The sequence below is a fragment of the Lysinibacillus sp. FSL W8-0992 genome (assembly GCF_038008685.1).
GTDB lineage: Bacteria > Bacillota > Bacilli > Bacillales_A > Planococcaceae > Lysinibacillus.
The window spans coordinates 2,273,310-2,295,320 of the sequence record NZ_JBBOZQ010000001.1 but is presented as its reverse complement, the minus strand read 5'-3'; the positions used below and the strand labels follow the sequence as shown (position 1 = coordinate 2,295,320).

Genomic DNA, 22,011 nt, shown 5'->3' with positions numbered 1-22,011 from the left:
CTTTTATGTTTGTTGTGGATAATCATATCCAAAATGTTCGTAAGCAAGATGCGTTGCAACACGTCCACGCGGTGTACGTTGAATAAAGCCTATTTGCATTAAATAAGGCTCGTACACATCTTCTATCGTCACTCGTTCTTCACCTATGGAGGCAGCAAGTGTATCTAAGCCTACTGGGCCACCACGGAAGCGCTCAATCATATTGGTCACAAGTTTATGGTCAATATGGTCAAGCCCTCTAGGATCAACTTGTAAAAGTTCTAGCGCTTGCTTGGCAAGGTCCTCCGTTATCATACCATCTCCAAGCACTTGTGCATAATCTCGCACTCGTTTAAGTAAGCGGTTAGCGATACGAGGCGTACCACGTGAGCGCCTTGCCATTTCACCTGCGGCTATTTGCTCAATATCGACATCAAATAAATGCGCGCTTCTAACTACAATTTCAGCTAATGATGTATCATCATAAAATTCTAGACGTAGTAGAACACCAAATCGATCTCGGAGTGGCGCTGACAACGCTCCCGCTCTTGTAGTTGCCCCAACGAGTGTAAAAGGTGGCAAATCAAGACGGACAGAACGTGCTTCAGGGCCTTTTCCAACAACGATGTCTAAACAAAAATCCTCCATTGCTGGATATAGTACCTCTTCAATCGCACGGGGAAGGCGATGAATTTCATCAATAAATAATACATCCCCCGGCTCCAGTGAGCTTAAAATTGCGGCTAAATCTCCTGGACGCTCAATAGCAGGGCCACTCGTCATACGAACATTAACATTCATTTCATTTGCAATAATCGCGGCTAATGTCGTCTTTCCCAATCCAGGAGGACCATATAATAGTACATGATCCAAACTTTCCTGCCGAAGCTTCGCCGCTTCAATGAAAATTTGTAAGTTCTCTTTAACCTTCTGCTGCCCAATATATTGAGCCAATCTTTGTGGTCTTAGAGATAATTCAAATTGTTCATCATAACTACCTGCTTCACTTGCTATCATGCGCTCTGACATGTACCTGCCCCCCTTTCATTATTTTAACTTCAGTAGAAGCTGTAATGCTTGCTTCATATAGGCATCTGTTGTTTCTAGCTTGTCATTATCTTCAAGAAGCGGTCGGATTTTATCGAGTTCTTTTTCTGAATAACCAAGTGCCATTAATGCTAGAATGGCTTCTTCTAATTCATGCTTATATGGATTGACGCCAAATAACGGTAACTCATCCTCAGAGCTAGGTAACTCAATAGTGTCAAGTAAAGAACCAAGTTTGCCTTTCAAATCTAGAATCATTTGACGTGCTGTTTTTTTACCAACACCAGGGAATTTCACTAAAAATGCTTCGTCTTCACGTTCGATGGCACTGATTACTTGTTGTGGATTGCCTGTTGCTAAAATCGCAAGCGCCCCTTTAGGTCCAATGCCCGACACTAAAATTAATTTTCGGAACAGCTCTCGTTGGTCTAAATTAGGAAAGCCATACAACATTTGTGCATCTTCTCGAACATGTAGATGTACGTAGATTTGTTGTTCTACGGCTGACGCACGAAATGCAAATGGATTAGGTGTATTCAACTGCCAGCCAATCCCCTGTTGCTCCAAAACGATATACTCAGGCGTAATACGCACTACTTGTCCTTTTAAATAATCATACATGTAAAATCCCTCACATTCATCGTCTTCGATTATAGCATATAGCGAACGAATGCTCGACTATATAAATGGCGATAGTACCGTTCACATGCAAAAATGACCGCCTCGGAGACGGTCATTTCTTTATCACTCTATCAATATCGTACCACAGTTTCGGCCAGTATGTTAGGGCTCGCTTAGTAAACGGTATTAAATAATCTAAAAATACTAGCTGTTGTTCTAGTGGCAAATCTACAGCAAATAACCACTCTCGTAATAACTCATTAGGAAACTTTAGACGATGTAACTTTCTCTTATCTAACCGTTGAAGCTCTGGTAATTCGTTCAAAATACTATCAATATTATAATCTACTGCAGGTAACACACGATGCAGCCATAATATATATTCATCATCAGCTTCACCAAGATGTGCAAGATCAAAATCGATTAAGCGCAATTCCCCATCTGAACACCATAAGAAATTATGATGAACGACATCACCGTGTAACAATGTTATATCTTTCTCTGGCACATTTTCCTGTTCCATTAACTGCAAAGCCTTTTCACTAAAATGAATGATTTGATCCACTTCTTCTCTCGTTAAAAATGCTCTAAATTCATTTCGTCTGCTTTTAAAACGCATATGACGCATCTGCCATTTTAAAAGCTGTGAGAAGGTATACAAACCTGGCACTCGTTGCCACGCAGTTTTTTGATTTGTATCATGCAGTGTGTTTAATAACTTTAAAGATTGTTCTCTATCTTTTTTATGTGCAAAATTCGCACTGCGGCTTCCCTCTTGCCACATTTGAACGATAAGTTGCTCATCATCACTTTTTACTAGAGGCAAGACGAGGGAGGGCTCTATTCGTCCAAGTTGACGATGAATTGCCCTCACCTTATCTGCTATTTCTAACTGCTTTGCTCGTTTCACAAAATAATGATTTGATCGATATTTATACTTCCAAATGTTCGGTTTTACTTCCTCAACAATGAATGCTTTTTTACCATCGATAAGGCGTCATCCCGCCTGGGAAAAAGTTCGGTGAAACCCATGGTCCAGGTGAAGGACATGGTGGCGGGCATGGCGGTGGGCAATTATGGTCAAATTGCCAATTAGGCATCATTACCGGCTGAGAACCACATCCACAGGATTGACCCATTCCATGTTGTGCACCACATCCGCAAGATTGACCCATTCCATGCTGTGAACCACATCCGCAAGGTTGATTCATCGGCATCATTGGCATCATTGGCATCTGCTCAAATTGAGGCTGCATTTGCGGCTCATTAAAGAATGGTGATGAGCTCGATTCTAAGAAATTCGCACCTTCTACATATGTTGGCATTGGTTGTTGCGGCATAGCATATTGCATTTGTTGCTGTGGCATTGTATATGCCTCTACTTGTGGATGCATTGGCATATGCCACCACATTTGATGATGCATTGGCTGATGACAGCTAGAGCAATGAGGTACCATTGGCATATGTGGTACCATATGAACCGGCGGCGGTGCTGGTGCTGGCTGTGGTGGCGGCGGCGGTGGCGGCGGTGCTGGCTGTGCTACTGGTGGTGGTGGTGCTGGTTGTTGCACTTGCGGCATTACTAATTGTTGATTCCAGCTAAGTTCTACTGGCTGAGGCACCCACATCGGTTGCTGTTGTTGTGGCATCGGCATTGGCATTGGAAACGGTATTGGAATCATCTGTGGTTCTGGCATCGGCATCGGTGCTGGTGGTTGAATAACAATAGGGGGTGGTACCGGCATCGGTCTTTGCACCTCTTTTTTAACACTTTCCTTTGGCTTTGTTTGAGTTGGCATCTCTTTATGCACTTGTGTTTCTTTATGTGTTTCCTTATGTGATCCTTTATGTGGCTCCATGTTTATTTTTTCAGGCAAAATAATTTCCATGCCCGGAACAATATAATCAGGGTTGGCAAGATGGGCATTGAGTCGCTTTAAATCCTCAAACGAAATACCGTACTCTTTCGCAATCTTCCACAACGTATCTCCCTTTTGAACAATATGAATACGCAATTTTTTCCTCCCTTCCTCTCTACGTATCATATGTTCAATGTTTCATTTGGATACAAAAAATTACGCATGGTGGAAATGCTTCATGGTACACTAATGCTTAAGGAATAACACTTCCTTTATTACATGGCAGAGGTGATCTTTTATGAAAAAAATGTTAGGCGAGGAACGCCGACTGCAACTTTTAGAACTGCTAAAAAAAAGCAACACACCTATAACTGGGACAGACTTCGCTAAATTTGCAAACGTTTCTAGACAGGTCATTGTTAACGATATGACATTATTAAAGGCTAGAAATGAACCTATCATTGCAACAAGCCAAGGTTATATTTATATGCACCAAGAGCAACTCAGTCAAACTGTTGAACGGACAATCCCATGTTTCCACAAACCAGAAGACGCTAAAGATGAATTGTTAACAATTGTAGACTGTGGTGGAACAGTTAAAAATGTAATTGTCGAGCATCCCATTTACGGAGAGCTTACCGCTTCGTTCATGGTCTCCAATCGTCATGAAGTTGAAAAATTTGTACAACGTGTTAACGACACACAAGCAAGCTACTTATCTGCACTTACAGGCGGCACTCATCTTCATGTTATTTCAGCACCTTCCGTTGAAGTTTTAGACTTAATTGAGCAATCATTGCAAAAAAAGGGCTATCTCGTTTCAGATTAATAAGGTATGGTGACGGACGAAAATTAGAGCCGAGAGCTAGCTCATAGATGTTCTTGTGCATAATACCAGGCTTTCTATAACGAACGTAAAAAAATCCACTTCGGTTTCCGCGGGCACGATGTAAGCCGCAGAAATCTTCGTGGATTTTTACTCGGTTAGTAATAAAATTTTTGAAATTTTAAAAATTGTTTATGTGCCTGGCACCTTAAAGAAAACGTTGTCGTTGTGAGGGTGTTGGTAATAGACATGCTTGCTTTTTACCGAAAAGACGATAACGATTTTTTGCAAAAAGTTTATATGCTGTATTTCGTATACATTGTGGTATAACAATTAGCACGTAGCAAGCAGGCCATAAGCCATCTAAACGTCGACTAATTTTAAGCGCTGCTGTTGATTCAAAATAAATATTCTCTTGTTCAATGTAAATCACACTATCGATATTTGCTGGTACTTTGTATTGCGCAAGAAGCGCTTGGCCAACCTCACTTTGAATCGAAGCAAACTTGAAAAACGCAGCTTGATCGCGTTTGATTATAAATTGCACACTGTTATTACAGAAATTACAAATTCCATCAAACAATATTATACCACCCATTTTTGACACCCCTAAACCTGTTAGTCTTCGTCAGATGTTAAATACGTAAAGTATGTACCAAGAGATTTCACTTTGCAGCCAAGTGCCGCTAGCTCCTCCATAGCCCCCCGCATCATTGGTTGTTTTTCATCTGCTAACACATCAATCATAAAGAAATAATCCCCAAGACCTGTTTTTAATGGACGTGATTCAATTTTACTTAAATTTAATTGTCGCCACGCAAAGACGGAAAGAACTTGGTGTAAAGCACCTGAACGATCTGTCGGTAACGTAATCATGAAGGTTGTTTTCGCTTGCCCTTCTGATAATTCCTGGGGTAGACGTTTATTTTGCTTGGATAACACAAAGAAACGAGTATGATTAAAATGAAAATCATGTATATTATCTTGCACGATTTCTAGTCCGTATTTCGCTGCTGCGGCTGCATTACCTACTGCTGCAATACATTCATCTGGATTTTCGGAAACAAATTTAGCTGCGGCCGCTGTTGATGTTGTTTGATGTAAAGGCACATCACTGAAGCGATAAAATAAATATTTATGACATTGTGCTAAAGCATGCGGATGTGAATATACTCCTTTGATCGATTCCCAATTGTCCTTTTGCGCCTTATTGACCATTAAATGTTGTTGAATTTTTAATTGTAGCTCACCTGTCACATAAAGCGTTGCCTCATGGAATAAATAATCGAGCGTCAATGGTACTGAGCCCTCTAATGCATTTTCTAATGGTACAACCGCTAAATCAACCTTGCCCTCTGCTACTGCCTCAATGCATTCAGGTATCGTTGTACATGGTACAAGGCTATCAGTTGGGAAGATAGATTTTGTTGCTAAATATGTAAATGATGCTTCCGGTCCTAAATATGCAATTCGTTTCTCCCACTGTCGCTCTGTCATCAAAATGACCTCCTTCTACAATTCATAGTATCTTAAACATTTTTAATGTTTGGAAAACTCTTTATAAAAAGAAAAGGCTATGTTACATAGCCTCCCCTAAAAAGAGTAAATGTGAAAATATGTACTGCTTTTGCTAGCTGTTAAGATAAAATTGCTTTTATCAAATGCAGTTATTACACACTATGTTTGGGTATTTTAAAAAAATTTCGCAGTATTTCGCAGGATAGCGACTTAAGCGAAACCTCACAGAGGCTATTTTTAGCTTCAGAGAGGCTTGCTCATCGCATGCGGAAAGGGAGCGAAATTTTGTATCAACAGCTACCAGCATTAACTAATAAAAGGCAAGGGGCTTTTTCAAATAGCCCCTTACAATGCACCAGAACTAATTACCTCAGCAGATTCAACAAAATCTAATCGTTTTAGCTGCTGGATTAAATCATCAAGTTCAGAAGTCATACTCGTCACATCTAATGACAATGTCACATTAGCACGTCCTTGAATTGGTATAGTTTGATGGATTGTTAGTACATTACAATGTGAATTTGTCACAGTTTCTAATAACTTAGCCAACGTTCCTTTTCGATCTTGAAGCTGTAAAAAGACAGTTAAAATGCGCTCCTGTACAATAGAGTGAAAAGGAAATACAGCATCACGATATTTGTAAAACGCACTGCGCGATAAATCCACTTGCTTTACCGCATCCCAGATGGAGGATACTGAACCACTTGAAAGTAATTGCTTCGCCTCCAATGTTTTTTGCATAGCATCCGTCAATACATCTTCACGAACTAAATAATATCGCTGATTCGCAACATTCTTCATACGCTTCCCCCTAAAACTCCTGTCTTAATCTATAAATTCGAACTCAAACTCTTGCAGACGAACTGTATCACCATTTTGAGCACCACGCTCACGCAATGCCTCGTCCACGCCCATACCGCGCAATTGGCGTGCGAAACGGCGAATACCATCTTCACGACTAAAGTCTGTCATTTTAAATAGACGTTCAATCGAGTAGCCACTAATGATAAATGTACCGTCATCATCACGTGTAATCTCGAAATCATCACCTTGTGATTGATGCTTGTACATCACCGTTGCGTCTGATTGCTCCTCTACATCTTCAAATAGAGGGAACTCAGGCGTTACTTCAAGTAAATCTGCTATAGCAAATAATAATTCTTTTAAGCCTTGTCGTGAAACTGCTGAGATTGGGAAGATTTGTACATCTTCGCCTACCTTTTTGCGGAATTCCACTAAGTTTTCTTCTGCTTCTGGCATATCCATTTTATTTGCTACAATAATTTGAGGACGCTCTGTTAAACGCAGATTATATTGCTTTAACTCCTCGTTAATTGTTAAATAGTCTTCGTACGGGTCACGGCCTTCCATTCCTGACATATCGATAACATGCACAATTACACGTGTACGTTCGATATGACGTAAAAATTGATGTCCTAACCCTACGCCTTCATGTGCACCTTCAATTAGCCCAGGTAAATCTGCCATTGCAAAGCTTCGGTGATCATCTGTTTCAATCATTCCTAAATTCGGCACGATTGTCGTAAAATGATAAGCGCCAATCTTTGGTTTTGCTGCAGAAACAACAGATAATAGTGTTGATTTTCCTACACTTGGGAAACCAACTAAACCAACATCTGCTAATACTTTTAACTCTAATATAACATTTAATTCTTGTCCTGGCTCGCCTTTTTCAGAAAGCTCAGGCGCAGGATTAGCCGGGGTTGCAAAGCGGGAATTCCCACGTCCACCTCGACCTGATTTAGCGATAATCGCTTGTTGACCATGCTCAACTAAATCTGCGATGACTTCTCCTGTTTCCTCATTCATCACAACTGTACCTGGTGGCACTTTGACAATTAAATCTTCAGCGCGTTTTCCGTGCATCCCTTTACTCATCCCGTGTTCACCACGATCTGCTTTAAAGTGTCGTTTATAACGGAAATCCATTAACGTACGTAAGCCTTCTTCTACTTCAAAGACAACGTTACCTCCGTGACCGCCATCTCCACCAGCTGGACCACCATTTGGTACATATTTTTCACGGCGAAATGCTACCATTCCATCGCCGCCATCGCCACCTTTTACATATATCTTTACGTGATCGACAAACATTTATTTCACTCCCTATTTGCACTCAACACATATTGCCAGCACGTATTTGTCTGCACAATTGTTTGAATGTCGAATTGTTTCAAACCTCTTTCGGTGAATGCGTCTGCACTCCACAGTCCATTTAGCGTAAACGCCAAAACAAATGTATGATCGTCAACACGTACATCAAGCGTTAAGCTCTGCTCCGTAAATGGATCTAATGTATCATAAACATGCATAACTGTTTTGTTTAAATACTCTACAACATCCTTGTCAATATTATTAGTGACTGGTTTTTTGATCTCACCATTAAGCTCCAGCGGTAAAGATGGATAGCGCCATCCTGCTGTTTGTAGCCACTCCATTGTTTGTGGTAATTGTAGACGACTCATGATAGACAATACTCGTAGCTGTTCCGAATAATGTTGAATAAGTTCTTTTGATTCATCAATTCTACCTAAATCTAAATTCATGCGAATAAGTTGAAGTTGATTCACATAATCATGATTTGCAAAACGTAATACCTCACTAATGGTTAGTGATTGATTGTTCATCCCATTCACTCCAATAAAGTTATCTTAACTAGTATAACAAGTTTTGATGTATTTTTCCCTTAATTCTTCATTGAAATTTAGCCAAAAAAAGGACTGCAATAAATGCAGTCCTCCGCTTTATGTCTACTTTATTAAAATTAAGCTTCTTGTGTAGCTGGGTATACAGATACTTGTTTGCGATCGCGACCTAAGCGTTCGAATTTAACAACGCCATCAACTTTAGCAAATAGCGTATCATCACCACCACGACCTACGTTTGTACCTGGGTAAATTTTTGTACCGCGTTGACGGTAAAGAATAGAACCACCAGTTACAAATTGGCCATCAGCACGTTTAGCGCCAAGACGTTTAGACTCAGAGTCACGTCCGTTTTTTGTAGAACCTACCCCTTTTTTCGATGCGAAAAGTTGAAGGTCTAATGCTAATAACAATTTCATTCTGTTCCACCTCCTACTTGGTTGTAGTTGATTTGGATATATTGTCCGTAATTTTGCACCATAGAATACACTTGAGCAGTCATTACTTGGACAATTAATTGTAGTTTTGTATCAATTTCAGGTTCTAAATCTGTTGGTAAGGATACCTTAAGAAAGCCTCCACCTTCAGCCGCTTGTTCAACTTCTGGTTGTAATTGTAGTAATGCATAAATCGCATTCACCGTACCAATGGCAATGGTAGATGCGCCTGCACATACTAAATCTTTACCAGATTCGTCGTACTCAGCATGTCCTGAAAATTCAAATGCAGACACATGTCTGTTTTCATCATGATGTATCGTAACTTTTATCAAATGTTACACCTCACAATTAAGCATTGATTGATTCAACAACTAATTTTGTATAAGGTTGACGGTGACCTTGTTTACGACGGTAGTTCTTTTTAGCTTTCAATTTGAAAACAACGATTTTCTTTTGACGGCCTTCTTTAACAGCTTTAGCTGTTACTGTAGCGCCTTCTACGAATGGAGCTCCAACTTTTACGTTTTCGCCACCTACGAATAGAACTTTATCGAAAGTTACAACCTCGTCAGCTTCTACGCCTAATTTCTCAACATAGATTTCTTGACCAGCTTCTACTTTGATTTGTTTACCACCAGTTTCAATAATTGCGTACATTTTACTGCACCTCCTCTTAGACTCAGACTCGCCTGTATATGAAGGTGATCCAAAGATACTTGAACCTTCCCAGAGCGGTTGTAGTAGCACGGGTGCTACAAACAATAACATTAAAATACTACCACACGAATTCTATCAAGTCAACCTGTTCATTACATATTTCTCAAAAGCTAAACGATACTTTCGATAATTCCATTCTTTTAGTACTTGCAACCATATAAATAGGCAAAGGACAGTCAAAAAAATGGATTGTGGCAAATTCACTAAGGTTACAATGAATAGGATAGTGGCAAAAATTAGTGAGAGCGAATAATAATATTCAAATACTCGCACACTTGGATAAAATAAAAATAAACATGCTAAGAGTATCCTTCCACCGTCCAGTGGAATAATTGGGATTAGGTTAATTACTAGTAACACTAGCTGCACATTGACTAGTCGAATTGCAATTAAATCCGGCATGAAAAAAGCAAGACCAATCCCCAGTATAGTGGCGATTGGACCTCCTAGTGCAATCCAAAGTAGTGAAGATGCCTGCACAGCTGCTGGATTTTCAAATTCAATTTCCCCTCCATATGGTGCAATAACACATGATTTTATTTTCACGCCACAAAGCACCGCGGCCAATATATGACCAGCTTCATGCCATAGCAACGAAGTCAAAATAATTGCATAATAAGCAATCTGGCCACTGAAAATCATTAACAGAATCAGAGGGATACATAATAAATGCAATTTAACTTTCATCGTTCTCCGTTGTTTCAAGCCACTGGACAATTTGTTCTAAATCAAAATGAGTTTTGTCTTTCTCAATCGAAATATAGAGTTGTCCAGTCTGCTTCATACCGATTAAGTCATTGGCCTGTATAGTCGTGTATGGTAACTGCGCTAAACTATCGAGCATCCCATAGGAGACCGTTGTGCCATCTTCATAGCTAACTGTCATCGTTTTACCGGTATATTTTGTATGGCCTGTAAAAACAACGAGCCCACTTTGCCCTGCGTATACTGGAAGACCCACATCATATTGTAATAAAAACCCTTCTTTAAAAACTTGCGCATTCGTGAACGTTAATAGTTCAGTTTGCCCTACATCACTTGAAACCATTATCGTTTCTTCCTCTTTTTTTAGCAGACTTTTTCCGAGCTCACTTAAGTATGTTAAATCTGCTGATGTCGTTACAAGCTTTCGCACAGGAGTTTCCATTACGCCTTGATCTTCTAATCGAATAACAAGCATAATTGCAGCCACAAGTAATATCATGACAATCCATTTCCATTTTTTAAACAAGCTCTCATCCTCTTTTTTCACACTATATGAGGCAGCATGTCCATTCATGCACGCAAAAAATGTGCCAGTCACTCACACAATTCTCACACAATTCGCTTTCAATAAAAAAACCTTTCCGCGCACATGCACGAAAAGGTATTGATTATCTTGAAAACAATGCTTTAAGTTTTGAGAACATTCCTCGGTGCTCGTCCTCAATGGCCATCAAGGGCACAGATTCACCTAATATGCGTCGGGCAATATTACGGTAACCTAAAGATGCTTTATTAGTCGGATCCATAACGACCGGCTCACCTTTATTTGATGATGAGATAACACCTTCACTATCGACAATAATGCCTAATAGATCAATTGACAAATGTGTTGTAATTTCATTGACATCCAGTGTATCGCCGTTTTTCATCATATGCTGACGAATACGATTAATAATTAGTTTAGGAGCAGTTATTTCTTCTTGTTCAAGCAGTCCAATAATTCGATCTGCATCCCGTACAGCTGAAATTTCTGGTGTCGTTACAACGATTGCATGGTCTGCACCTGCCACTGCATTGCGATAGCCTTGCTCAATGCCAGCGGGACAATCAATTAAAACATAATCATAGTCTCTCTTTAATTCCTCTACTAAGCTCTCCATTTGCTCAGGTGTGACAGCATTTTTATCTGTCGTTTGAGCAGCAGGTAATAAAAATAGTTTATCATCTACACGTTTATCTTTAATTAATGCTTGATGGATCTTGCATCGTCCTTCAACAACATCAACTAAATCATAAATAATACGGTTTTCGAGACCTAGAATGACATCTAAATTTCTCAAGCCAATATCTGTATCTACTAAACATACTTTTTTCCCTTGTAGAGCCAATGCAGTCCCGAGGTTAGCCGTTGTTGTCGTTTTACCGACACCGCCCTTACCTGAAGTTATGACGATCGCTTCTCCCACACTAGCTTCCTCCCTTAGACACATTCAATAATGGTCGAATATTTTTTAACGCATGAATTTGATCGTACGCAATACGCCCATCATAGCCAATAAATGCACAAGCCATGTCTGCTTGATTGATAGCTTTTACATGTTCATCTGACATTGCCTCAACCTGATCAGCAATCATAATATGTGTGGCTTCTAAACGAGAGGCAGCAATAATTGCTTCCTTATTTCCATGTACACCTGCATGTACAATTCCCTTTAGTCTGCCAAGGACGTAAACATTACCACCAGCTTCTACACGTCCATTCGGATTCACATTCCCCACAATTACTATATCCCCAGTGGCACGTAGAATTTGTCCCGATCTGACCACTCCTACATATGTATCTTGTTGGCTTTCTATCATTTTCTGGTTGCTTTCATGGACAGTCAGTACATCACTTTGCACCTTTGCTACAATTAACTGTTCTGATTCTTGAACAATTTTTACTAGCTCTTTTACTTGTTCATCTGAACAGTATCGATAGCCTAAATGTAATTGTACATCTACTTTACCATCGATACCGCCTTCTGAAACTTTTCGTTTTAGCTCATCTACTAAATCGGCATACGAACATTGATCGTCTAAACGAAGAACAAAACCATCCTTTGTTCCCTTCATATTAACTAATTGTTTTTTCATGAATGCCTCACCCCACGTTGCTCTTGATATTAAGAAACTTCACGTGCTCTCTGTAAGACACGCGCATTAATTAGATACTTGAAGGCCCAACCAAGAATCATTAAAAATAACGTATTAGCAATGATTGTTGGTAGTAGTCGTGATTGTAAGAAATCCGTTAACGGTATCGTTGTAAAAGCGATTAGGTAGAAGAATTGATAAAGTACGAATTCTAAAATTGCTACTAAAACAACTGAAATAGTCGTTGTCACAACTAAGTGCTGATGAATTATTTTCACGATAGACCCTGCTAAAAAACAAATAAGCGGATATAGTACCGAATATAATCCAATAATATCAATGTAAAACACATCATACAAGACACCAAAAAAAAGTCCATACATTACCGCTCGTTGACGGCTGTAATAGATGGATATAAATATTAAGTATAAAATTAAAAATCGAGGTACTAGATAATAGATATGCCCTCCCACTTCAATCGGTGAGAGCATAGCAAACTCTGGTTCTAGTAAAAATAGCAATACTGCAACAGAGGGAATAAGAAATCGAACCATTACTTTTCCCCCTCTTCAGTAACCTTTTGTGGATTTGTTAAATCTTCATTTGTTGCATCACCGTCAGAACCATCAATAACTGTTACTGATCGTTTTGCAATTACAACATTTTCTAAAATAGAAAAATCAGCAGATGGTTTTACATAAGCCATTTTCGTTAAGCCAAAATCATCTGTGCTAACTTCCGTAATTTCTCCGATTGGTACACCTTTAGGGAAAATACCACCAAGACCTGAAGAAACTACTTTTTCGCCTACTTTTACAGTTAAGCTAGAATCGATTCGCTTCATAATGAGTTCATTTCGTTCTTTATCAAAGCCCTCGATTAAACCGTATGCCTCTTTTTCTCCTAAAACCATCGCTGAAACACGATAGTTAGGATTATTTGTATATAAAAGCTCAACCTCAGAGGTGAAAGGGGTCACTAACGTAATTTTACCGACTAGCCCTTTCGCTGTCATAACTGCCATATTTTTTTCTACACCATGAGATGAACCTTTATTTAAAATAATTTTTTCTTCCCATTGGTCAGGATTTCTAGCAATAACCGTTGCTTGAATAGGATTAAACGCCTTTAAACTTTCTGACTTTGTAAGTTCTAGTAGTTTTTCATTTTCAGATTTTAATACCAATGCTTCGGCTTGTACAGCTGCAAAATCTTCTAAGCGTGCTTTTAAACGTTTATTTTCTTCGTACGTGTTTAAGAGGGAGTCAATATTATTAAAAATACCAGTTATGTAATTCGCCGGCTTCGCAACAATAGATTGTGCGACGCCGACAGTATCTTTAATAATTTGCTCTGGTAAAGTTGCGTTCGTCCGATCTCGTAATGAGAAGCTAATCAATGCCACAAGAAAAACCATGCCCACAAGTAGCAGTATTACTTTCTTATTGAAAAAAAAATGTGGCATTGCCTAAACCTCCTTACCCTTTTACTTGTTGTTGACGAATTAAATCAATATGATCTAAAGCTTTACCTGTCCCAATAGCTACACAGTCTAATGGATCCTCAGCAATAAATACAGGCATATTTGTTTCACGGCTAATAACTTTGTCTAAATTCGTTAATAACGCGCCACCACCAGTTAAAACAATACCTCGCTCCATCACATCAGCAGATAATTCTGGAGGTGTTTGTTCCAACGTTTTTCGTACACCATCAATAATTGATGATACCGCTTCACGCAATGATTCTGAAATTTCCTGAGACGAAATTTCAATCGTTTTTGGTAAACCAGTTAAAAGGTCACGACCTCTAATTTCCATTTTCTCATCAGGTCCTTCAGCAAACGCTGTACCAATTTCCATTTTTACTGCTTCCGCTGTACGTTCACCAATTGTTAAGTTATACGATTTACGGATATATGAAATAATCGATTGGTCCATCGCATCCCCACCGATACGTACAGACTCACTTGTAACGATACCACCTAAAGAAATAACCGCTACTTCAGTAGTACCACCACCGATATCAACAACCATCGAACCTGTTGGATCCCAAACTGGTAGGTTCGCTCCAATAGCTGCTGCAAATGGCTCTTCGATTGTAAAGGCTTCTTTTGCGCCTGCTTGACGAGATGCATCGATAACTGCACGTTGTTCAACCGATGTAATACCGTATGGCACACAAATCATTACATTCGGTTTTTTCCAATTACCGCCAGAATTCTTACAAGCTTCTTTTAAATAATATTCAATCATCGCTGTTGTAATATCATAATCAGCAATAACGCCATCTTTCATCGGACGAATCGCCACGATTGACCCAGGTGTACGGCCAATCATATTTTTCGCATCATTACCAACTGCAACGATGTCTCCTGTTTTTGTGTTTTTCGCTACTACAGAAGGCTCGCGTAAAACGATCCCCTTCCCTTTAATAAAAACTAATGTATTCGCTGTGCCAAGGTCAATCCCGACATCTTTACTACCTAATCCAAACAAATTGTGTACTCCCTTTCTATTTAAGCCATACTATCGTTGACATAAAATCATACCGTTCATTATAACGGATAAATGCAAGAATTTGTAGTGCCACATACCTCATCTTGCAGAAAACTTACTATTTTAATTCCCTCTTAAACTAAAAATAGTACGTATAGATTAGCATATTATTTTTTTTCATGTAAAACAACGCATTATAGGCTACCAATTTTTGTGAATGCTATAGATATTTCTACGAATACAATAACGTCATTCAATCAAAAAGGTTCATTTTTTTATTAAAGTGCTTAAAATCGCTCAAACTATACTAAAGCTAAAATATACTAGAAAAATTTTTTTCTCCTAAATAAATGCGCTGCGCTAGGGAGTCACTTAGTAATATTAACAGAAGTATTAATCTAAAGAGCTCTGCAAAATATTTGCAGAGCTCAGCTTGTCGACAAAGCTATTTAATTTACAAAAAGCTGTTCTGTAGTAAAACTAGCAAGCTCCACTACTGCGTATTGCATGCGTGAGCGACATGCTCCTTACTAATACGCGCATTTAGCAGACGAGGAGCTAAGTTAATTGTACGACTGCTAACAGCCTTTGCTTGTCCAGTAAAGGTTGTGCGTCCTATGCAAGACTTATTTAAAAAGCCTTTAATCGTACAGTGCTAAAAATAACCTTTTTCTTTTAAGCTAATAAATTGATGGTCACCGATGATGACGTGATCAAGTAATTCAATACCAATAATAAAACCAGCTTCCTGAATTCTTTTCGTTACCTCAATATCTTCTGGACTCGGTGTCGGCACACCACTTGGATGATTATGAGCACATATAATAGAGGCAGCGGATCGCTTTACAGCCTCCCGAAAAATTTCTCTCGGATGCACAATGGACGCATTCAAACCCCCGATAAAAATCGTTTTTTTATGAATGATTTGATTTTTTACATCAAGAAAAAGTACAACAAAATGTTCCTGACTCAGTGAGGTCATATCAGGCATTAGGTATGCAGCGGCATCTTGTGGAGAACGAACAGTATACTTGTCATCATTTTGCTTTTGAGACAAGCGCCTTCCAAGCTCGATTGCAGCTAAAATTTGGATTGCCTTTACCTCTCCAATACCTTTTATGGCAACCATTTCTTCAATTGTCGCATGTTTTAAATGATGTAAACGTTCAAATGTGCTTAAAACACGATTGGCAAGTACAAGTACAGATTCTTCCTTCGTGCCTGTCCTCAGTAAAATGGCTAGCAGCTCCTGATTGGATAAGCTCTTTGCCCCCTGCCTTAAAAGTCGTTCACGTGGTCGGTCTGCTATATTGACGTCACGAATCATCATATCTGGTAAAACATCTATTGGCAATTAGTTTCACTCCTTCGCAAATTGGATAATATGTCGTGCTACCAATTGCGCAAACAACGCTGCAAGTGGTAACCCCACAACATTGTTATAATCTCCTTCAATTCGCTCAACTAAAAGGGTACCAGCTGTTTGAATACCATAACCGCCTGCCTTATCATAAGGATCTCCAGATGCTACATACGCTTCTATAAGCTCCTGCGATAAAGTATGGAATACAACGGCTGTTTCTTCCACAAATGTCGTTTCCAATCCATTTGGTTCAATGATGGCAACAGCAGTCATGACCGCATGACGCTTGCCTGATAAACGTGATAAGTGAGAAATTGCTTCCTCACGGGTTTTTGGCTTATGCAGTAGCTCATTGTCAAAGACGACAATCGTATCTGCACCTATAATCGTTGCATTTGGATTTTTTTGCGCTACATCACGCGTTTTTAGAAGTGCCACACCTTTTACATAATCATGCATTGTTGTTGCTGTTACGCTTGTCTCTTCTACATTACTTGTCACAATTTCAAACGGAAGGTCAAGCATAGCAAGCAATTCTTTTCGTCGTGGTGAAGCGGAAGCAAGCACTAATTTATGATTCGTTTCAAACATTATTTCACCATTCCTCCTTCTCTCTATCATAACGGAGAATGTGATATTTGAAAATTTTCTAAAAATCAAGATAATGCGCTTTTAGCTAAATTATCTACTTAAAATTTTGTTTGAAGACAAGCATTTTTTGATTTGTAATGCGCGAAAATTTGAAGGCGTATAATGCTTATATCACTGGAAATAGAGGTTGCGGCCTTGCCAATGCTTTGCCAATCAGAAGGTAGCGTAGAATCATTTGCTGCCTCACTAAAATTTAATTTTTTAGTATTTTTATCAGCTAATACATTTGTTATTTCTGCAATTGTCGCCTCTTTACAACTATCGCCACTAACACTAAATGCTTTTTTAAATGTTGGAGGATCCTTTAAAAAAACTAAGTCATTTTCCGCTGTCACCATACTTGTCCAAACATAATATTTACCCTCTACTTCTACTACTGCACTTTCTTGCAGTGTAGGATGTTCTGCTATAAATGCACTTGCACTTTCATAATTAGAAAATACACCAGCTTGACTCGCATAAAACATAGTTGAGGTCCCAGTACCTCCTGCTGTCGGTATTGTTTCTGAATCTGTTTCTGCTTGTGTTTCAGTTTCGTTTTTCGCTACCTCACTGTCCTTTTTTAAAGAAAATTGGGTACTCGCCTGGAGAACGCCTAAAAAAATGGCTACACCAAAAAGCCCGACGATGCCACCAATTAGCATTGCGCGCACTATTTGTTTTCTTATTACCTGACTAACAATTTTCATACGTTCATCACCTCTTATTTCAACCTATCAAAATGAGGATGAAAAAAGACGAGACTGCTGTCGTCTCTTACGTCATATATTGATAGGTTGGGTATTATACTTATATGCTGTTTTACTGCACATTTATGCATATAGATTTGTGATGTTTAACATTAAAATTAAATATTTTGTTACCAAAAGTGTTACCATAGACCACCTGTTATAAGGGTGGTCTTTCTTCTATTATATTGCCTTACCAATCGTTCTAAGTATCTCCAAGAATAAAGGTGACATCTGAATTAATACATAACCAAGTCCTGCATTCATAATTGTATTCCAAGCTCTTTCGCTATTCCCAAACATAAAGAAGAAGCATGCACCTATCATTATCACTGAAGCAACTGGGAAAGATATCGCGACCATTACCTGAATCATTGGATCTAAAATGTTTGCAAGCATTTCAAGTGACTTATCAGCAATAACCCCTGTTGGTTGTGCTAAAGCATTCACAGGGATAGTAGTTGATGTATAAGCGTCTACAAGTGACTGTACAGGTTCTACACTTACCGGAATAGATTGTTGTATACTTTGTACCGCAGCCACTTCATTGATTGTGGAAGACATACTAGTCATCTTGTTATATGCAAACAAACCGATTGCTCCAACTGTAGGTATTGTTGTCATTAATGCTACGTCTTTTCGAGTAGCAAATTTAGATTCCTCTCGTATCTTATCCATCGCTTCAAAACGCTCAGTATAATCTGTAAACTCACTCACTGGCACCACTTGCATTTTCTTTTTGAATACCATTTAATATCCCCCTTATTATTGAATATCGTTAATCGTAAACACTTTGCACTTTAGCCCTCCACAGGATTCCTCTAGCTGCTTACGTCTTAATTCAGTTGTAGTAAGCCATACAATGGTTGGATAATAGCCCATTTGTTTAACCAGGCTATCCATCAACAATCCGTATCGTTTAATCTTTTCACGGTTCTGCTTCATGGTTTGTAAATTATCGACTTCTAAAAAGTGTTTAAATCCATTTTGCGAAAACATGCCGTCCACAATGATATTTGTATTGCCATCAGATATTTTCACTTCGTTCTTCCAATCCCTCGGGCACCTATAGAACAGCCAAAACTCATTGCGCACGATGGTGTGATGTACATGCCCACCTACCCTTCGGACTTTATCGCAACCAACATATAACCGACCTAATTTACTAAGGTAATAAATTGTTTCGTAACCGTCTCTAATGGATGATAGATATTCTGATAAATTGTGGAGGACCCTATTTGTATTTCGTTTCTTTCCTAAATTGAAATATCTACTAAGTTGATCACGCGTCATAAAATCAAACTTCTTCAAAAGTAACAGTATCTGTTCTTCTCGGTTTGATAGCTGATTCTTCAACGCGCTCCCCTTTCTTTTCGATGATATGAGGTTGTATCGTATCGTGGATAATTTGTGATGTGATTAGTGGTGTTTGTAGTATTTCTCGTTTATCGGCTGTTTGGTATATAGCGCGACCTTTAATCATTGGCAAAGACTCTGCCCCTTCCGCATCCAGTACAACACGTGATGCAACGGCTGATTGCACTCTAAAACATAGTTTTGCATCTGCATTCTGTTTTACTTGTCGTGGAATAACGTCGCCTACTGGATACTGTGTTGCTATGACTAACCTAAAACCTAGTCCAGCACCTAGCCTTGCTATTTGGCTCATGATTGTTTGGCATTCTAGTTTTAACCGCTTTTCTTCCTTTGTTACTGCCTCAGATGGATTTAATTCTCCTACTTCATCCACAATGACAAAACAACGTTCTTTAATACCCGCATGTTGGACACTCTTTTTACCCATTCGTTTTAAATCTCGTTGAATATCTCGCATCTTTTCATATGCCATCTGTAAAGTGTGGAGGGCTTCGTGTGGTTCATATGCAATGGAAACCGTTTGTTTAATATTTTCATAATCGCATAATTCCACTCCACCTTTAAGGTCAATTAAATAAAGGTTTGTATGCTCTGGTTCACAATGCACCAGACTACAAATAGTTGAATTGATGAAATTACTCTTTCCATATCGAGTCGCACCGCCAAGAACTACATGCGGCACCATTTCAAAGTCGTGATATTTTAACTCGTTCAATGCTCTCGTAACCCCTACAGGTACTTTCCAACCTTCTCCTGGAATGAATGACACTTCTTTAGCGAGTGGTTTATCGTACACCCTAACAATTAGTAAGCCATCATAAGCCAATTCAATTTCTTTTTGCTCCGTTAGTTTTGCCTTCCACAATTGTTGAAGCTGAGGAAGAAGATCTCCGCTGAAATTTAATTGACGTAAATCATTAAAGGTAACGTTCTTCTTACGATTATTCAGCCCATCCTCTAAGACCTTTCGCTTCGCTTCATAGTCACTAAATGAACGACCTAAAGGTATACGGTACTTATATTCCCATCCCCACTCATGCTTATTCTTTTTAATAAGTTGAGTCGTCAGTGTATCCTTACCATCTTTAACGTTTAATCCAGCAAGTGAAATAATGCGCTGAATCTTTCCACTATCATTTGTAGAAAGTCCTTTGTGTTGAGAAAAAGCTTTCAATGCAATTCCACCCATTAATCCAGTTGTTAAGATTTCAAACAGCACGCTTTCATCCCTTCTTCAATTCATAGTCGTCACGGTTCTCTTACGTAGTAAGAGTTGCTTATATCGAGCATTTTTAAAAAGCGTTTGAACCGTTGATACTGCTACATTACATAGATGCCCGATGTAATACTCACATGGCATTCAATCAGGCACAGCATCGGGTATTCAAGTAGGTATAAATAATAGGTCAGTTAAATTCAAGTACTGACAGATAGTCAGTGGTTTAAATGTTTAAATTCGATTTGTAGGTACCTGCAATTTGCAAGTATCTTCAAAGCCTAAGGTACCCTCTTTTTCATGGGTACCCAATCACAATTCAAGCCAGTTATCCAAAGTCGGTCTACTTATTGATTGTGGAAGGCTATCGCGATCTTTTAACCAATTGTAGAAAGGCACTGGGCGTTCTTTATAAGGAGTTTCTTCTATAGATGAAGATTTACTCGACTTACTTTCTAAACGATCAACAGCCTTGTTAAACGCACCTACAAATACAGCTCTCAATGTACTAGCTACAGTTAAAGCACCTTCTTTAATATCCATAGCAATCTTGAATAGAACATTTTTCGCTTTAATGAAATCAGGTGCATTTTGAACCTGTGCAGCTAATACAACTTTGTGTAATTCATCTTTCAAGTTATCAGCCAATGGCAAGCTATTCATGAAATCAAACAGCATCAATTGGTACTCGTTCATGTATTCCTTACAAGCTTCTTTTTCAGCATGAGCATTATTATATACTTCCTGTAAAGTGCTTGTTTTTAAAGAAGAAAGATTAAAAGATTTTGATGATTGGTTTTTAGATTGTGGACGGCAAACCGCGTCATTACTGGATTCATCTGCTGTCTTTCGTTGGGACATGCTCGATGGGACATAAGGTAGAATGCGATAAATGCTTGCACCTTTAATGCCGTTTAATTTGCTTTGAGCTACCTTTTCGACGATGCCTAACTCAACTAATTTCTTAACACTTCGATAAACTGTCTTTGTACTGATTTCCAATGCATCAGCTATTGTCGATGCCTTTAAATGGCATGCTCCTGTATGTTCTAAGCTGTGACTAGCTAATTTATAAACGATAGCTCTTTCTGATTCTGTTAAGTCGTAATAGTGAACCGCCATGTGGTCTTCCACACTTTTATCCATATCTGCTACTGAATCGAATGTTGTGTATTGTGCTAAGTATTCGAATGCCAACGTTTTTCACCTCACCCAAAAAGTAATAATGTTACTCTAAAAATAAAAAAATTATTAATAAAGTAATTTCATTACTCACATGATAACACCACAAAAATAATAATGCAATTACTAATTGCGTAATTTTGTTTATTAATTTATAATTTAATTATGGAATAAGAAATGAAAGTAGGTGAAATGCGTGTATCTAAAATCACGGTTGAAAATATTACTTGCAGAACGAGATATGAATCAGAAGGATTTAGCGGAGAAAACAGGCTTGACTACACGCTTAATCAGTGAGATCGCCAATAATAAAGTAAAGATGTATCCGAAGGAAGCTTTAGAAAAAATTATGGTTGCACTTATGATTGATAATATCGGTGAATTATTTCAAACAATAGATGAAGCAGATAACTAATTAAGGTTGTCTGTTTTTTTGTATGTACTTTCATTACCAAATTTCCTAAAATGGAAATATAGAGGGA

General features: G+C 38.7%; 28 protein-coding genes and 1 other annotated feature. Of the genes, 2 read left to right on the top strand and 26 right to left on the bottom strand.

Annotation, left to right across the window (positions count from 1 at the left end; genetic code table 11):
* Positions 1 to 3: 3 nt before the first annotated feature.
* From ruvB to NSQ74_RS11440, 4 genes are all read right to left on the bottom strand, one after another.
* On the bottom strand, positions 4 to 1,008 hold the full coding sequence (gene ruvB, locus NSQ74_RS11455) for a Holliday junction branch migration DNA helicase RuvB (RefSeq protein WP_340823427.1): 1,005 nt from the start codon (positions 1,006 to 1,008) through the stop codon (positions 4 to 6).
* A gap of 18 nt (positions 1,009 to 1,026) precedes the next feature.
* Positions 1,027 to 1,647: a Holliday junction branch migration protein RuvA gene (gene ruvA, locus NSQ74_RS11450; RefSeq protein ID WP_340823426.1), complete on the bottom strand. Its 621-nt coding sequence runs from the start codon at positions 1,645 to 1,647 to the stop codon at positions 1,027 to 1,029.
* 112 nt (positions 1,648 to 1,759) lie between these two features.
* Positions 1,760 to 2,557 (bottom strand): phosphotransferase, encoded by a 798-nt coding sequence (locus tag NSQ74_RS11445; RefSeq protein ID WP_340823424.1) that lies wholly within the window; start codon positions 2,555 to 2,557, stop codon positions 1,760 to 1,762.
* 70 nt (positions 2,558 to 2,627) lie between these two features.
* Positions 2,628 to 3,662: a LysM peptidoglycan-binding domain-containing protein gene (locus NSQ74_RS11440; protein WP_340823422.1), complete on the bottom strand. Its 1,035-nt coding sequence runs from the start codon at positions 3,660 to 3,662 to the stop codon at positions 2,628 to 2,630.
* 142 nt (positions 3,663 to 3,804) lie between these two features.
* On the opposite strand from NSQ74_RS11440, the gene NSQ74_RS11435 reads away from it, so the two are divergent.
* Positions 3,805 to 4,335, top strand: a complete 531-nt coding sequence (locus NSQ74_RS11435; protein WP_340823421.1) for a transcription repressor NadR — start codon at positions 3,805 to 3,807, stop codon at positions 4,333 to 4,335.
* A 205-nt stretch (positions 4,336 to 4,540) separates the two neighbouring features.
* On the opposite strand, the gene NSQ74_RS11430 is transcribed toward NSQ74_RS11435, so the two are convergent.
* From NSQ74_RS11430 to NSQ74_RS11325, 22 genes are all read right to left on the bottom strand, one after another.
* Positions 4,541 to 4,930 carry a thiol-disulfide oxidoreductase DCC family protein gene (locus NSQ74_RS11430; RefSeq protein ID WP_340823418.1) on the bottom strand — a complete coding sequence of 130 codons (390 nt, stop codon included), beginning with the start codon at positions 4,928 to 4,930 and terminating at the stop codon, positions 4,541 to 4,543.
* A 20-nt stretch (positions 4,931 to 4,950) separates the two neighbouring features.
* Positions 4,951 to 5,829: a prephenate dehydratase gene (gene pheA / locus NSQ74_RS11425; RefSeq protein ID WP_340823417.1), complete on the bottom strand. Its 879-nt coding sequence runs from the start codon at positions 5,827 to 5,829 to the stop codon at positions 4,951 to 4,953.
* A 366-nt stretch (positions 5,830 to 6,195) separates the two neighbouring features.
* Positions 6,196 to 6,651: an ACT domain-containing protein gene (locus tag NSQ74_RS11420; RefSeq protein ID WP_172772204.1), complete on the bottom strand. Its 456-nt coding sequence runs from the start codon at positions 6,649 to 6,651 to the stop codon at positions 6,196 to 6,198.
* A 24-nt stretch (positions 6,652 to 6,675) separates the two neighbouring features.
* A complete protein-coding gene (gene obgE, locus NSQ74_RS11415; RefSeq protein ID WP_340823416.1) occupies positions 6,676 to 7,965 on the bottom strand; it encodes a GTPase ObgE in 1,290 nt (429 codons plus the stop codon).
* Positions 7,966 to 7,970: 5 nt separating this feature from the next.
* Positions 7,971 to 8,498, bottom strand: coding sequence for a Spo0B domain-containing protein (locus NSQ74_RS11410; protein ID WP_340823415.1), 528 nt, complete (start codon positions 8,496 to 8,498; stop codon positions 7,971 to 7,973).
* A 137-nt stretch (positions 8,499 to 8,635) separates the two neighbouring features.
* Positions 8,636 to 8,935 (bottom strand): 50S ribosomal protein L27, encoded by a 300-nt coding sequence (rpmA, locus tag NSQ74_RS11405; RefSeq protein WP_024363181.1) that lies wholly within the window; start codon positions 8,933 to 8,935, stop codon positions 8,636 to 8,638.
* Positions 8,932 to 9,288: a ribosomal-processing cysteine protease Prp gene (locus NSQ74_RS11400; protein WP_340823413.1), complete on the bottom strand. Its 357-nt coding sequence runs from the start codon at positions 9,286 to 9,288 to the stop codon at positions 8,932 to 8,934. The genes rpmA and NSQ74_RS11400 overlap by 4 nt, the downstream gene beginning before the upstream one ends.
* A 16-nt stretch (positions 9,289 to 9,304) precedes the next feature.
* Positions 9,305 to 9,613 (bottom strand): 50S ribosomal protein L21, encoded by a 309-nt coding sequence (gene rplU, locus NSQ74_RS11395; protein ID WP_010860053.1) that lies wholly within the window; start codon positions 9,611 to 9,613, stop codon positions 9,305 to 9,307.
* Between the two features lie 14 nt (positions 9,614 to 9,627).
* Positions 9,628 to 9,703 (bottom strand) — a sequence feature (ribosomal protein L21 leader region).
* Between the two features lie 45 nt (positions 9,704 to 9,748).
* Entirely contained in the window at positions 9,749 to 10,360 is a 612-nt protein-coding gene (locus NSQ74_RS11390; protein ID WP_340823411.1) for a stage IV sporulation protein FB, read from the bottom strand.
* A complete protein-coding gene (locus NSQ74_RS11385) occupies positions 10,350 to 10,904 on the bottom strand; it encodes a M23 family metallopeptidase (RefSeq protein WP_340823410.1) in 555 nt (184 codons plus the stop codon). The genes NSQ74_RS11390 and NSQ74_RS11385 overlap by 11 nt, the downstream gene beginning before the upstream one ends.
* Positions 10,905 to 11,046: 142 nt before the next feature.
* The gene (gene minD, locus NSQ74_RS11380; protein WP_172772210.1) at positions 11,047 to 11,844 is read right to left on the bottom strand and encodes a septum site-determining protein MinD; all 798 of its coding nucleotides are present in this window, start codon (positions 11,842 to 11,844) and stop codon (positions 11,047 to 11,049) included.
* 1 nt (position 11,845) lies between these two features.
* Complete coding sequence (gene minC / locus NSQ74_RS11375) at positions 11,846 to 12,514, bottom strand: septum site-determining protein MinC (protein WP_340823407.1); 669 nt, start codon at positions 12,512 to 12,514, stop codon at positions 11,846 to 11,848.
* Between the two features lie 29 nt (positions 12,515 to 12,543).
* On the bottom strand, positions 12,544 to 13,068 hold the full coding sequence (gene mreD / locus NSQ74_RS11370) for a rod shape-determining protein MreD (protein WP_340823406.1): 525 nt from the start codon (positions 13,066 to 13,068) through the stop codon (positions 12,544 to 12,546).
* Positions 13,068 to 13,979 (bottom strand): rod shape-determining protein MreC, encoded by a 912-nt coding sequence (mreC, locus tag NSQ74_RS11365; RefSeq protein WP_340823405.1) that lies wholly within the window; start codon positions 13,977 to 13,979, stop codon positions 13,068 to 13,070. The genes mreD and mreC overlap by 1 nt, the downstream gene beginning before the upstream one ends.
* A gap of 13 nt (positions 13,980 to 13,992) precedes the next feature.
* Complete coding sequence (locus NSQ74_RS11360) at positions 13,993 to 15,012, bottom strand: rod shape-determining protein (RefSeq protein WP_340823403.1); 1,020 nt, start codon at positions 15,010 to 15,012, stop codon at positions 13,993 to 13,995.
* A gap of 655 nt (positions 15,013 to 15,667) precedes the next feature.
* Positions 15,668 to 16,339: a RadC family protein gene (gene radC / locus NSQ74_RS11355; protein ID WP_401009863.1), complete on the bottom strand. Its 672-nt coding sequence runs from the start codon at positions 16,337 to 16,339 to the stop codon at positions 15,668 to 15,670.
* Positions 16,340 to 16,372: 33 nt separating this feature from the next.
* Positions 16,373 to 16,966, bottom strand: coding sequence for a Maf family protein (locus tag NSQ74_RS11350; protein WP_340823400.1), 594 nt, complete (start codon positions 16,964 to 16,966; stop codon positions 16,373 to 16,375).
* Positions 16,967 to 17,064: 98 nt separating this feature from the next.
* A complete protein-coding gene (locus NSQ74_RS11345; RefSeq protein ID WP_340823398.1) occupies positions 17,065 to 17,715 on the bottom strand; it encodes a hypothetical protein in 651 nt (216 codons plus the stop codon).
* A 222-nt stretch (positions 17,716 to 17,937) separates the two neighbouring features.
* Positions 17,938 to 18,504 carry a hypothetical protein gene (locus tag NSQ74_RS11340; protein ID WP_340823397.1) on the bottom strand — a complete coding sequence of 189 codons (567 nt, stop codon included), beginning with the start codon at positions 18,502 to 18,504 and terminating at the stop codon, positions 17,938 to 17,940.
* Positions 18,505 to 18,519: 15 nt separating this feature from the next.
* On the bottom strand, positions 18,520 to 19,047 hold the full coding sequence (locus NSQ74_RS11335; RefSeq protein WP_340823396.1) for a replication-relaxation family protein: 528 nt from the start codon (positions 19,045 to 19,047) through the stop codon (positions 18,520 to 18,522).
* A gap of 4 nt (positions 19,048 to 19,051) precedes the next feature.
* Complete coding sequence (locus NSQ74_RS11330) at positions 19,052 to 20,350, bottom strand: FtsK/SpoIIIE domain-containing protein (protein ID WP_340823395.1); 1,299 nt, start codon at positions 20,348 to 20,350, stop codon at positions 19,052 to 19,054.
* A gap of 309 nt (positions 20,351 to 20,659) precedes the next feature.
* Positions 20,660 to 21,544, bottom strand: a complete 885-nt coding sequence (locus tag NSQ74_RS11325; protein ID WP_340823394.1) for a helix-turn-helix domain-containing protein — start codon at positions 21,542 to 21,544, stop codon at positions 20,660 to 20,662.
* Positions 21,545 to 21,725: 181 nt separating this feature from the next.
* Here NSQ74_RS11325 and NSQ74_RS11320 point away from each other — a divergent pair, with 181 nt between their 5' ends.
* Positions 21,726 to 21,944: a helix-turn-helix domain-containing protein gene (locus tag NSQ74_RS11320; protein ID WP_340823393.1), complete on the top strand. Its 219-nt coding sequence runs from the start codon at positions 21,726 to 21,728 to the stop codon at positions 21,942 to 21,944.
* Positions 21,945 to 22,011: the final 67 nt, after the last annotated feature.